This window comes from Corynebacterium wankanglinii (assembly GCF_013601005.1).
GTDB classification, from domain to species: domain Bacteria; phylum Actinomycetota; class Actinomycetes; order Mycobacteriales; family Mycobacteriaceae; genus Corynebacterium; species Corynebacterium wankanglinii.
On record NZ_JABFED010000001.1, the window covers coordinates 404,454 to 416,102 of the forward strand.

An 11,649-nucleotide genomic window follows, 5' to 3' on the forward strand; every position below is an offset into this window, starting at 1 on the left:
GAGGATGTGGGGGCGCGGAGGCGTCGATAAGCTAGACGCCCGTGCAGGTGAAGACGGGTGATGCGGTGCTCGCGGTGGCGGCGGCGGTGCTTGCCGCCGTCTATACCGTGAGTGCGATCAGCGGCCCGGGCGCCGCCGCCTGGGCGCAGGCGCTGCTGTCCTGGGGGTTCGTTGCTGCGTTCGCGATGCTCACCGGCAAGCCGCAGGCAGCGTCGGCCGCCTTAGTGGCGCTCAACACCGCCTGGGCGCTGGTGTGGCTGGCCGCGCCGGTGAACCTGGGTTACTCACTGTGGGTGCTGACGGTGCCGGTGGCGACCTTCGTCGCCGGCAGGTACGCCGGTAAACGCTTCGCGCTGGGGCTGCTTGCGGCAGCGTGCGTGTGGGCGTTGCTCTCCCCATTTATGTGGACGTGGGACGAGCAACTCGTGTTGTTCTACCGCCGTGGCGCAGACGGCGCGCTCACGCTGGCGCTGCATTGGGCAGCGTTCGCGGTGGCGTACCTCCTGGGTGCGAATCTGGCGGGAGAGGAGGCCGCCCGCCGCCGGGCCGCGGAAGCCAAGGAACAGCGCCTAGCGGCGGCGCGGGTGGACGAGCGCCAGGCCATCGCGCGGGACATCCACGACGTGTTGGGGCACTCGTTGACCCTGATCAAGGCGCAGGCCAACGCGGGTCTCGCGTCCGGGCGCGAGCGGGAGGCGCTGCAGCAAATCAACGCCGCCGCAGGTGAGTCGCTGGCGGAGATCCGCCTGCTCGTGCGAGGCCTGCGTGAAAGCGATCGCGGGTTCGCGCCGGTGGCGGGGATCGCGGAGCTGCCCGCGCTTGTGCAGCGCTTCCGCGACGCCGGCATGCAGGTCACGCTCGACGCCCCGCCTATCAGCGTCCCTCCGGTGACCTCCCTTGCCATCCACCGCATCGTGGCCGAAGCGCTGACCAACGCGGCCCGCCACCAGGTGGACCCAGCAGTCTCCGTGCGTGTGACACCGGGGCAGACCGTTGTTGTGGAGGTGGTCTCTACCGGGCGGGCGCGCCCGCAGCCCGGCACCGGAGTCGGTTTGGAAGGCCTGCGCGAGCGCGCCGCGAGCGCCGGCGGCACGCTCGAAGCATGGCAGGCAGGCGAGGAATTCACCGTGCGGGCGGAGTTGGCGGCATGATCCGGATTTTGCTTGCGGACGATCAACCGCTGCTGCTCAGCGCACTCGAGACCATCCTGGGCGCGCAAGACGACATCACCGTCGCAGCCACAGCCGCCGATGGTGCGGAAGCAGTAGAGAAGGCGCGGGCGCACCGCATCGACGTCGCCGTGCTCGACATCCGCATGCCTGTGCTGGACGGCATCGCCGCCGCCCGCACAATCATGGAGCTGGGCCCGCGGGTGATCATGCTGACCACGTTCGACGACGACGCGCTCATCCACGCAGCCATCGCCGCCGGCGTCCACGGATTCTTGCTCAAGGACGCAGAGCCGGACGTGCTCGCGGGAGCGGTGCGCGCGGTGGCCGGCGGCGAATCTGTCCTCGCGCCCGGCGTGACCGGCAGGGTGATGGAGTGGGCCCGCGAAGGTCCAGGTAGCCCGGCGTCGGCCACTGCGCTGGAGGGGCTGACTACCCGCGAGCGTGAGGTGCTCGCCGAGATCGGCCGCGGAGCGACCAACGCAGAGATCGCCGCCGCGCTGTACATCGCGGAAACCACAGTGAAAACGCACGTATCCAGCCTGCTGGCCAAACTCGGCGCACGCGACCGGGTGGCGCTGGCGCTGATCGCGCAACGTGCCGGCATCTCCTCCTAGAGAAGGAGGCGCCGTGGTCCCGCCGGCCGATGTGTAAGGCTCTTTCACCGCGGACGATAGGGGCATGACCGATACACAACTCGCCTGCCGCGGTGTCGCAGTTTCCTTCGGCGGGCACCAGGTGCTGCGCGATATTTCACTCACAACCACCCCGGGCCGCGTCCACGCGCTGTTGGGGCCCAACGGCGCGGGGAAATCGACGCTGATGTCGGTGCTGCTCGGCCTGATCCAGCCGGACGCGGGCGAGGTGACACTGATGGGCCAGCCGTTCACCCGCGAGGCGCTGCGGCTCGTGGGCGCCTCGATCAATGACCCGGCCTTCTACAGTCATCTGAGCGCGCGCAACAACCTGCGCGTGCACACGGCGCTGCTCGGACTGCCCGACTCGGAGGCGGACCGGGTGCTCCAACTCGTCGGTCTGCAGGGCGCAGGCAAGAAGAAGGCTGGCACCTTCTCCACCGGCATGAAGGGCAGGTTGGCGCTGGCGCAGGCGCTCATCGGTGAGCCGGAGGTGCTCATTTTGGACGAGCCCCAAAACGGCCTCGACCCCGAGGGCATCGCCCACCTGCGCGCCTACCTGAGGGACTACGCGCGCGCCGGGCGCACTGTGCTGGTCAGCTCCCATCAGTTGGGCGAGGTGCTGCACATGGCGGACGACGCCACCGTCATCGCCGGCGGCGACGTCCGCTTCGCCGGGGAACTTGCGGAGCTGGGCCCGAACCTGGAGGAATCCTTCTTCCGCTTGACCGCAGGGGGCGCGCAGTGAGTCTGCTTCGCGCCGAATGGATCCGCGCCAAAGGCTCAACGCTGTGGTGGCTCGCAGGAGCGGGGCTACTTCTTGGCCTGCTGCTGACTGCTTTTTCACTGGTCGGTGATGTTGGCTCCGCGAAGTCCCTGCTGTATCCCCAGGGGCTTTTGGTCACCGGCATGGCGGCACCCGTAGCGGCGCTGTTTGCGGGACTGGCTGAACACCGCGAGCGCGACGCCCGCGCCGGGGGCACACTTTGGCGGCCCGTCTCTTCCACGGGCACCCGCGCCGCCCGCATCACAGTGGTGTGGCTGGCTCTGGCCGTGTTCGTCGTTTTGGACTTCGTGGTGCCCGTTGCGGCGGCGCTGGTGTTCGGCCTGGACGGCGCTGCGAAAGTCGCGCTCGTCGGTGCGTTTGTATGGCTCGGCATGCTGGGCCCAGCGGGCCTGGCAGCAGCGGCCACCCGCCGTGTTGGGCTGTTGCCGACGCTCGTAGCCGCATTCGTGTTCACCATCGAGCTCGGGTACTTCGTGGAGCGAAGCTGGTGGTGGCTTAACCCCGGTGCCTGGCCCGCGCGCTTGGCGTTGCCCACGATGGAGATGCACTTCAACCTGTTGCCGCTGGAGGACACCTCACCCATGGCCGGCGAGTCGCCATTTCCTGCACTCGCGCTCACTTTGCTTCTAGGCGCGGCCGGATTCGCCGCTGCCGTGCTCACCCCGCGCCGCACGCGACCCATTCTTAGACGCCGCACCACCAACGAAGTCGTTGCGCCCGCGCCTGCTGGGCCGGCCATGCCGAGGCCCGCGTACACCGGGTTTATGTCCGCGTGGAAGGGGGTTGCGAGGGCGGGGCGGATGCCGTCGTTAAGCATGGTGCTTGTGCTGACCGCTCTGGTGCTTCTCTTTGCCACCCGGTATCCGGAAGATGTGCGCCAAGCGCTTTTCGCGTACGCAATCCTCCCGGTCGGCGCGGGCGTGTTGCCCACGCTTGTGTGGCCGCGGATCCGCCCGGCATGGGCACTGATGCAAGTTGAGCACCTGCGAGTTGGTGCCGCGTTGTTGGGCTGGTTTACCAGCATTGTTGTGCTTGTATGCCTGTTCGCAGGTGTCGTGACGGGAAGCGCGAGGTTTGGCGCGCTTTCCCTTGTTGCCGGTACCGTTCTTGTCCTCGCGGCGTTAGCTGTGACCGTGCGCTTCGGCGTGATGTGGACGTTGGCTGCGACCGTTTTGGTCACGATTGTTTCCGCCACGATCGGCGGCGACGTGTTGGCGGAGTCCTTCCTGTGGATCGCCGCCGTGCCCGCTTGGCCGGTGACAGCTACCGGCCCGCGCGTCTGGGTCGCGCTAGCGGTTGGCGCTGTCTTGTCAGCCGCGCTGGTGGTTGAGCTGCACCGGGGACTGCGGGGTATACGCCCGGTCCGTCGCTGATCCATGCTAGCCGGCGCGGTTGAGCGGGCCTTCCGCGTGGTAGCGCCCGGTGGGGGCGTTGTAGGTGGCGCGCTCGCGGGACTCGTTGATAGAGAAGTGCCAGGTGCCGCCGTTGTCGCAGGTGCCTTCCGTGATGTTCTCGTGGAAACCGTCCTGGATCTCCTCGCCGGCGGAGGCGTGCACCGGCTCGAGGAGGCCGGCGCAGCCGAGGTCCGGGTACGTCACCGGGACGCGGCCCTCGCCGTCGCGGGCGCCGAACTGCACGCGATAGGACTGCCCGTTGAGCTCCGGGATGTCGGAGACCTGTTTCATGGAGCCCTCGCGCGGAATAGTCAGCGGGTCGGGCTGGTCCATCTCCGCTAACTGCGCGATGTCCGCGGTCGGGGTCCAGTGGATCAAGGTCACGCCGCTCAGCGGGTTGCCCACGACGGTCTCCTCCGGGCCGAACGCCTTGACCAAGCGGTTGCCGTGCAGCTCGAACTGGGTCGCGGTCAGCGTCGTGCCGTCCGTCTCGTATTGCGTCAGTCCCGGCTGCACGCCGGCGGTGAACACCGTGGGGTAGGTGTCGTCCGCCGAATCCACCAGGTAGTCGGTGGTGGCCGTGAGGGTGCCGTCGAAAAGCTGCAGCACGCGCACGGGTGCCGGGCCTTTCTTTCCGGCGCGCAGGAGCAGCTCGAGCTCGGCGTCGCCGTCGACGTCGATGAGGTCGTAGGTGAACGTGCCGTCGAGGTCGTCCTGGTCGGCGAAGTATTGCGCCGGGTCCGCGAGTGCTGCGGCGTAGACGTCGCGCGAGGAGGCTGGCGGTGCGGGGAGGTTGTCGTGCTCCGCTACCGGCGCCGCAGTGTCGGCAGCGGCAGCGTCGTCGGCGGGCGGTGGCGCCTCCTCTACGGAGGCGGTGTCAGCGGTGGTCGGGGTGTCTGGAATGTTTCCGTCGCACGCGGCCAGAGTCAGCGAGGCGGCGACGATTGTGGCTGTCATCGTTCGCTTCAACATGGCCGGAGCGTAACCCGCGGACCTGGCAGAGCCGTGAAAATTCCGTACAGATGTCTAGCAAAAAGTGGCGACGTCGCTATACCACCCGTCAGCCTCACCTAGTAGTAGAACGGGAACTCGTCCCAGCGCGGCGGGCGCTTTTCCAAAAACGAGTCGCGGCCCTCCACGGCCTCGTCGGTCATGTACGCCAGGCGGGTGGCCTCGCCGGCGAAGACTTGCTGGCCCATCAGGCCGTCGTCGACAAGGTTGAACGCGAACTTCAGCATGCGCTGCGCGGTGGGGGATTTGCCGTTGATTTCGCGGGCGACCTGGATCGCCTCGTCCTCAAGCGACGCGTGGTCGGCCACGATGTTTACCGCCCCCATGCGCTGCATCTCCTCCGCGGTGTACGTGCGGCCGAGGAAGAAGATCTCGCGGGCGAACTTCTGTCCCACCATCTTGGCCAGGTACGCCGAGCCGTAGCCGGCGTCGAAGGACCCCACGTCCGCGTCGGTCTGCTTGAACCGGGCCTCCTCGCGCGAGGCGATGGTCATGTCGCACACCACGTGCAGGGAGTGCCCGCCGCCGGCCGCCCAGCCGTTGACCACGGCGATGACCACCTTGGGCATCGTGCGGATCAGGCGTTGGACCTCCAGGATGTGCAGGCGCCCGCCCTCGGCCTTCACGCGCGCAGTATCCACCGTCTCGGCCGTCTCGCCGCCCGCGTACTGGTAGCCGGAGCGGCCGCGGATGCGCTGGTCGCCGCCGGAGCAAAACGCCCAGCCGCCGTCTTTCTCGCTCGGCCCGTTGCCGGTGAGCAGCACCACACCCACAGACGGGTCGCGCCGCGCGTGATCCAGTGCGGTGTAGAGCTCGTCCACGGTGTGGGGGCGAAACGCGTTGCGCACCTCGGGGCGGTCGAAGGCGATGCGCACGATGCCGTCGGCGCGCGTGTCGCCGACGTGGCGGTGATAGGTGATGTCGGTGAAGTCGAAGCCGTCGACCTCGCGCCATTGGGCGGGGTCAAAGGGCTGGGCGGTGGAGTACTGCATGGGGGTAATCGTACCCACTACCCCCTTTTAGTTAGGGCAGCCTTGCTTTAATATTTGAGGCATGCACGAGCACATGCTTTTCGACGTCCCCGTCGGTCACCACGCCACCATCACCAATGTTGGCTGCCCGACGGCCCGTCGCCTGCGCGAACTGGGCTTGCGCACCGGCGCGAACGTCACCGTCATGCAGAAGACCGCTGGCGGCGGCCGCGTGATCAAGGTGCGCGGCTCCCACTACGCCCTCGGTGCGGACACGCTGCGCCAGATCGCCATTGCCCCGGCTGAGCAGGCGGCGTAAATGGCTGACTGCCACGGCGCGCCGGTCGCTGAGTTTGCTCCGGTAGGCACGCCCACTATCGCGCTGGTCGGCGCGCCGAACGCCGGCAAGTCCACGCTGTTCAACGCCCTGACCGGCGCGAGCGCGACCATGGGCAATTACCCGGGCACCACCGTGGAGGTCTCCCGCGGCGTCTGGCGCGCGGGCGGCGCCACGTACAACATCATCGATTTCCCTGGCGCGTACTCGCTGGACCCCGTCAGCCCGGACGAGGCGCTCACGCGAGAGCTGCTGCTTGACGACGCCTCCGGGAACGACCGCCCCGACATGGTGCTCGCCGCCGTGGACACCTCCAACCTGGCGCGCGGGCTGTACCTGGTGGCGCAGCTTGTAGAGCACCCCTACCGCGTCGTGGTCGTGCTGACCAAGAGCGACGTGGCCGCCAAGCAGGGCCTCGAAGTGGATCCGGTGGCGCTGGAGCGGGAACTGGGCGTGCCGGTGGTGACGCTGGATCCGCGGCGGAGGGATATCGGCGGGGTTGCGGAGCTCGTCGCAAAGCAGTTGCAACAGCCTGCCGAACCCGTGCGCGACACAGCAGCCGGCGACGAGTTCGAGCAGGCCGACGCGCGCTTCGAGTTCATTGACAACGCTGTGGCCGCCGCGACGGTCCGCGACGAGCACCGCGACACCCTGACTGAAACCGTGGACCGCTTCGTGCTGCACCCGGTGTGGGGCCCGCTGATCTTCTTCGCCGCGATGTTCGTGGTCTTCCAGATCACCACCACCGTGGCCGCGCCGCTGCAAGATGCCCTGGACGCGTTTTTCACCGGCCCGCTGTCGGATTGGGCGAGCGCGGGGCTGGAGCGTATCGGGCTCGGATACCCGTTTATCAAGGGCCTGGTTGTCAACGGGCTGATCGGCGGCGTGGGCATGGTGCTCACGTTCGTGCCGCTGATGGCGCTGATGTTTCTGTGCCTGGCGGTTTTGGAAGACTCCGGCTACATGGCGCGCGCCGCCGTGGTGGCGGACCGGCTCATGCGAGCCATCGGGCTGCCGGGCAAGGCGTTCATCCCGCTGATTGTGGGCTTCGGCTGCAACGTGCCGGCGATCTCCGCAACGCGCGTGCTGGCCACCCCGCAGCAGCGCCGCCTGACCGCGCTGCTGGTGCCGTTTACGTCCTGCTCTGCGCGCCTGACGGTGTACGTGATGTTGGCGCAGACGTTCTTCCCGGACCACGCGGGCACGGTTGTGTTTGCCATGTACGTGGTCTCTATCGCGCTGGTGGTGCTGGCGGGCCTGCTGCTGAAAAACACGCTGTGGCGCACGATGGGCTCGGACCCGCTGGTGATCGACCTGCCCACCTACCAGCTGCCCACCGCGCGGCTGACATTCAGCGTGATGTGGTCGCGCCTGAAGGGCTTTTTGCACACCGCGGGCGGGATCATCGTGGCCACCGTGGTGGTCATCTGGGCGCTGCAGTCCACGCCCGCGGTCAGCGGCTACGGGTTTGGCGACGACGACCTTGCGCCGGCGGATTCCGTCTACGGCGTCGCCTCCGGGGCGGTGGCCCCGGTGTTCGAGCCGGCGGGCTTCGGCTCGTGGTCGCTCACGGGCCCGCTGGTCACTGGCTTTTTGGCCAAGGAGGCGGTCATCTCCACCTGGGCGCAGACCTACGCGCTGGATGACCCGTCCGATCTTGCGCCCGAAGAGCAGGGCACGTCCGACCTCGCTTCCGCGGTGCGCGCGGACTTCACGCAAGCCTCCGGCGGGCACATGATCGCCGCGGTGTGGGCCTACATGACCTTCCTCATGGCCTATACCCCGTGCGTGGCCACCCTGGCGGCGCAGCGCCGCGAAATCGGGTGGAAGTGGACCCTGTTCGGGCTCATCGGCCAGCTCACCCTCGCGTGGGCCCTGGCCGTGGCTACGTTCCAGCTGCTGAAGGTGGTTGTCTGATGCGCCCGATGCAGGCAGTGGTCGCCGCGATCAGAGACGGCGCTCGCTCCCGCGCGGACATCCGCCACGCCACCGGTTTGACCGATTCCACGGTGGACGCCGTGGTGCACCACCTGGAGCGCACCGGGCACCTCACCCTGGAAGAGCTCGGCTCGTCCTGCGCCGGCGGTAACTGCGGCTCCTGCATCGCCGCCGCGGCCAACGGCATGACGTGCGCGGACAGGCCGAAGCCGAAGGGGCCGGTCGCACTCGTGCTGACCAAGCGTCCGGGGGCGTAGCTATGATCCCTTCAGCCGACGACATCCTCGAGCGCGCCCACGTTGTCGCGCTGCCCATGGCCGTGAAATTCCGCGGCATCACCACCCGCGAGGCCCTGCTCATCGACGGCCCCGCCGGCTGGGGCGAATTCTCCCCGTTTACGGAGTACGGTCCGGAGGAGTCCGCCGCGTGGCTCGCCTCCGGCATCGAGGCGGCGTTTACGGGCCTGCCTGCGGTGGAGGGCAGCGTGGAGGTCAACGGCACTATCCCCGCGGTTGCCGACGTCGAGCCGGTGCTCGCGCGCTACCCCGGGGTACGGACGTTCAAAATCAAGGTCGCTGAAAAGGGGCAGTCGCTTGACGACGACCTCCGGCGCGTCAACGCCGTCCGCGAGCTGCGCCCCGACGCGCGGCTGCGCGTGGACGCCAACCGCGGGTGGAGCGTGGACGAGGCCGTCGAGGCCGCCGAGAAGTTGGGGGAGCTGGAGTACATCGAGCAGCCCTGCGCCACCGTGGAGGAATTGGCGGAGGTGAAGCGGCGCGTCCGCACACCGATCGCGGCGGACGAATCCATCCGGCGTGCGGCCGACCCCTACCGGGTGGCGCAGCTGCACGCGGCGGATGTGGCGGTGTGCAAGGTGGCGCCGTTAGGTGGCGTCGCAAGGCTTGTGCGCATCGCGCGCGAGCTGCACCTCGGCGTGACGGTGGCCAGCGCCCTCGACACCGCGGTGGGCATGGACGCCGGGCTGGTGGCCGCGAAGCTCACCAGCTCGCGCGCCGCCGGCCTGGCCACGCAACGGTTGTTCGTGGAGGACGTTGCCGAGCCGCGGGCAATCACAGACGGGCGCATGGCCGTCACCCGCACCACCCCCGATCCGGACCGGATGCACGCGTTACGCGCACCGGGTGAACGCCGCGACTGGTGGTTCGACCGCGTCCGTGCCTGCGTGGAGGTACTCCAGCGCAGCCCCCAAATCCGGGTGTAATTGCCCAAATCGATGTGGGAAACGGGGGGTGTCCGCTAACCTTTCGCCCATGTCGACTCCCGTACTCCAAGATTCCGCCGCGCTATCGGACGGCGACCTGGCCAAATCACCAGAACCCGGCGAGTGGCGCCGCCAACTCATCGGTCTGATCGCCGGCGTGGTGCTCGCCGCGCTCGTGTACTTCCTGTTCCCCTCGGGTGCGGTGGAAACCGTCGCTCAGTCGTCCGGCGCGAAGGAAGGCGTGGAGTACTCCGCGAGCTCTATGCGCATCGTGGCCGCCACCACGGTGCTCATGGCCGCGTGGTGGATGACGGAGGCGATCCCGCTCGCCGCCACCGCACTCATCCCCATCGCCGTGTTCCCGCTCGCGGGCGTCGCCCCGTTCAAGGAGGTCTCCTCGCCGTACGCGTCGGCGACGATCTTCCTGTTCATGGGCGGCTTCCTCATGGCGCTCGGCCTGCAGCGCTGGAACCTGCACCGCCGCCTCGCGCTCATGGTGGTCAAGGTGGTGGGCACCTCGCCGAAGCGCATCATCTTGGGGTTCATGATCGCCACGGGCTTCATGTCCATGTGGGTCTCCAACACCGCCACCGCCGTGGTCATGCTGCCCATCGGCACGTCGGTGCTCATGCTCACCGCGGACACCGTCGGAGGCATGGACAAGCAGAAGAAGTTCGCTACCGCGCTGATGTTGGCGATCGCGTATGCGGCGTCGATCGGCTCGCTGGGCACGCTCATTGGCACCCCGCCGAACGCGCTGCTCAAGGGCTACATGGAGGAGGCGCACGGCATCTCCATCGGCTTCGGGCAATGGATGCTCGTGGGCATGCCGGTGGCCATCGTGTTCACGTTCGTCGCGTGGTGGGTGCTCGTTAGCGTGTTCAAGCCGGAGATCGACCACATCCCGGGCGGCAAGGAGCTGATTGACGACGAGCTCAAGAAGCTCGGCCCCTGGACCTTCCCGCAGATCACCGTCGGGCTGATCTTCCTCGTCGCCGCGCTCGCCTGGATCTTCATCCCCCTGGGCATCAACGCGTTCGGCTGGGACTTCCCGTACGACGACGCCATCGTCGGCATCATCGCCGGCCTGGCCATGTTCATCGTCCCGGGCACGGCGAACGGCAAGCGCCTGCTCGACTGGGAGACCGCGAACGAGATGCCGTGGGACGTGCTCCTCCTCTTCGGCGGCGGCCTCTCCCTGTCCGCCATGTTCACCGCGACAGGCCTGTCGCTGTGGATCGGCGAGAAGGCGAAGGGCCTGTCCAGCCTGCCGATGTTCCTGCTCATTCTCGCCGTCGCCGCGCTCGTGCTCGCGCTGACGGAGCTGACGTCGAACACCGCCACCGCCGCGACGTTCCTGCCCATCATGGGCGGCGTCGCCGTGGGCATCGGGCTGACCGACGCCACGGAGATGAACGTCCTGCTCCTCGCCATCCCGGTCGCGCTGTCCGCCACGTGCGCGTTCATGCTCCCGGTGGCCACCCCGCCGAACGCGATCGCGTACTCCTCGGGCTACGTCACCATGGGCGAGATGATCAAGGGCGGCATCTGGCTCAACGTCATTGCGCTTGTGCTCATCGCGCTGGCCACGTACTTCATCGCGGTGCCGGTCTTCGGGCTCGTGCTCTAGCGCAACCGCGCGCGCTAGTCTGTTGCGCATGGATAACGAGACGAGACAGTACAGCCCCCAGGGCGAGCCGCCGCGGCGCGAGCGCCCGAAGCAGTACTTCCCGGACCAGTCCGCGGCCTACTACGAGCAGGGCTACCAACAGCCGGCCTACGAGCAGCCGGCCTACGCACCCCAGTACGAGCAGCCCTACTACGAGCCGGAGCCCGAGAAGGGCACCAGCGCGGGCTCGATCGCGCTCGGCATCATCGCGGCGCTGAGCTTCATCGCCGCCGTCGTCCTCTTCTTCCTCTGGCGCGGCGCGGCCGAGGAGGCGGACAAGCCCGCGGTGACGGAGACGAAGACGGTCACGCAGACCACCACCGAGGTGCAGACGAAGACGCAGACGACCACGAAGTTCCCGTCGATCTTCCGCGACCGCGAGGACCCGACCGCCACGCTGCCGCCGGAGGAGCCGCAGCCGCGCGAGACCGACATCCAGCGCGAGGTGCGCGACATCATCGACCAGATCCGCGGCGGCGCGGACGAGTTCCTCCAGGAGCAGCAGCAGTGACGGCG

At 68.3% G+C, this 11,649-nt stretch carries 12 protein-coding genes; 10 read left to right on the top strand and 2 right to left on the bottom strand.

Translation table 11 applies throughout. The annotated features are described in order from the left end of the window. Positions 1-41: 41 nt before the first annotated feature. The 4 genes from HMA55_RS01950 to HMA55_RS01965 all read left to right on the top strand — a co-directional run bounded on the left by HMA55_RS01950 (position 42) and on the right by HMA55_RS01965 (position 3,964). A complete protein-coding gene (locus HMA55_RS01950; protein WP_181191401.1) occupies positions 42-1,151 on the top strand; it encodes a sensor histidine kinase in 1,110 nt (369 codons plus the stop codon). After that, the gene (locus HMA55_RS01955) at positions 1,148-1,786 is read left to right on the top strand and encodes a response regulator (protein WP_181191402.1); all 639 of its coding nucleotides are present in this window, start codon (positions 1,148-1,150) and stop codon (positions 1,784-1,786) included. The genes HMA55_RS01950 and HMA55_RS01955 overlap by 4 nt, the downstream gene beginning before the upstream one ends. Before the next feature lie 64 nt (positions 1,787-1,850). After that, a complete protein-coding gene (locus tag HMA55_RS01960) occupies positions 1,851-2,552 on the top strand; it encodes an ATP-binding cassette domain-containing protein (protein ID WP_181191403.1) in 702 nt (233 codons plus the stop codon). Then, on the top strand, positions 2,549-3,964 hold the full coding sequence (locus HMA55_RS01965; RefSeq protein WP_181191404.1) for an ABC-2 family transporter permease: 1,416 nt from the start codon (positions 2,549-2,551) through the stop codon (positions 3,962-3,964). Before HMA55_RS01960 ends, HMA55_RS01965 begins: the two co-directional genes overlap by 4 nt. A 6-nt stretch (positions 3,965-3,970) precedes the next feature. Here HMA55_RS01965 and HMA55_RS01970 read toward each other — a convergent pair whose 3' ends face one another. Next, complete coding sequence (locus tag HMA55_RS01970; RefSeq protein WP_181191405.1) at positions 3,971-4,957, bottom strand: hypothetical protein; 987 nt, start codon at positions 4,955-4,957, stop codon at positions 3,971-3,973. A gap of 98 nt (positions 4,958-5,055) precedes the next feature. Next, complete coding sequence (locus HMA55_RS01975) at positions 5,056-5,988, bottom strand: 1,4-dihydroxy-2-naphthoyl-CoA synthase (RefSeq protein WP_181191406.1); 933 nt, start codon at positions 5,986-5,988, stop codon at positions 5,056-5,058. A gap of 61 nt (positions 5,989-6,049) precedes the next feature. Between HMA55_RS01975 and HMA55_RS01980 the strand changes: the two genes are divergently transcribed. From HMA55_RS01980 to HMA55_RS02005, 6 genes are read left to right on the top strand one after another with little or no spacing between them, the layout of a single operon-like run. Further along, on the top strand, positions 6,050-6,286 hold the full coding sequence (locus tag HMA55_RS01980; protein ID WP_235961584.1) for a FeoA family protein: 237 nt from the start codon (positions 6,050-6,052) through the stop codon (positions 6,284-6,286). After that, positions 6,287-8,221: a ferrous iron transport protein B gene (gene feoB / locus HMA55_RS01985; protein ID WP_181191407.1), complete on the top strand. Its 1,935-nt coding sequence runs from the start codon at positions 6,287-6,289 to the stop codon at positions 8,219-8,221. After that, positions 8,221-8,499, top strand: coding sequence for an acetate and sugar kinases/Hsc70/actin family protein (locus HMA55_RS01990; RefSeq protein WP_181191408.1), 279 nt, complete (start codon positions 8,221-8,223; stop codon positions 8,497-8,499). The genes feoB and HMA55_RS01990 overlap by 1 nt, the downstream gene beginning before the upstream one ends. A gap of 2 nt (positions 8,500-8,501) precedes the next feature. Continuing rightward, positions 8,502-9,464, top strand: a complete 963-nt coding sequence (locus HMA55_RS01995) for an o-succinylbenzoate synthase (protein ID WP_181191409.1) — start codon at positions 8,502-8,504, stop codon at positions 9,462-9,464. A 49-nt stretch (positions 9,465-9,513) separates the two neighbouring features. After that, positions 9,514-11,094: an SLC13 family permease gene (locus tag HMA55_RS02000; protein WP_181191410.1), complete on the top strand. Its 1,581-nt coding sequence runs from the start codon at positions 9,514-9,516 to the stop codon at positions 11,092-11,094. A gap of 28 nt (positions 11,095-11,122) precedes the next feature. Next, positions 11,123-11,644 carry a hypothetical protein gene (locus HMA55_RS02005; protein WP_052333732.1) on the top strand — a complete coding sequence of 174 codons (522 nt, stop codon included), beginning with the start codon at positions 11,123-11,125 and terminating at the stop codon, positions 11,642-11,644. The last annotated feature ends 5 nt before the right edge of the window (positions 11,645-11,649 follow it).

Excerpts from the sequence above, each read along its gene's own strand:
- HMA55_RS01955 (WP_181191402.1), top strand. The coding sequence starts at position 1,148 with ATGATCCGGATTTTGCTTGCGGACGATCAACCGCTGCTGCTCAGCGCA.
- HMA55_RS01960 (WP_181191403.1), top strand. The coding sequence starts at position 1,851 with ATGACCGATACACAACTCGCCTGCCGCGGTGTCGCAGTTTCCTTCGGC.
- HMA55_RS01970 (WP_181191405.1), bottom strand. The coding sequence starts at position 4,957 with ATGTTGAAGCGAACGATGACAGCCACAATCGTCGCCGCCTCGCTGACT.
- HMA55_RS01975 (WP_181191406.1), bottom strand. The coding sequence starts at position 5,988 with ATGCAGTACTCCACCGCCCAGCCCTTTGACCCCGCCCAATGGCGCGAG.
- HMA55_RS01980 (WP_235961584.1), top strand. The coding sequence starts at position 6,050 with ATGCACGAGCACATGCTTTTCGACGTCCCCGTCGGTCACCACGCCACC.
- feoB (WP_181191407.1), top strand. The coding sequence starts at position 6,287 with ATGGCTGACTGCCACGGCGCGCCGGTCGCTGAGTTTGCTCCGGTAGGC.
- HMA55_RS01990 (WP_181191408.1), top strand. The coding sequence starts at position 8,221 with ATGCGCCCGATGCAGGCAGTGGTCGCCGCGATCAGAGACGGCGCTCGC.
- HMA55_RS01995 (WP_181191409.1), top strand. The coding sequence starts at position 8,502 with ATGATCCCTTCAGCCGACGACATCCTCGAGCGCGCCCACGTTGTCGCG.
- HMA55_RS02000 (WP_181191410.1), top strand. The coding sequence starts at position 9,514 with ATGTCGACTCCCGTACTCCAAGATTCCGCCGCGCTATCGGACGGCGAC.
- HMA55_RS02005 (WP_052333732.1), top strand. The coding sequence starts at position 11,123 with ATGGATAACGAGACGAGACAGTACAGCCCCCAGGGCGAGCCGCCGCGG.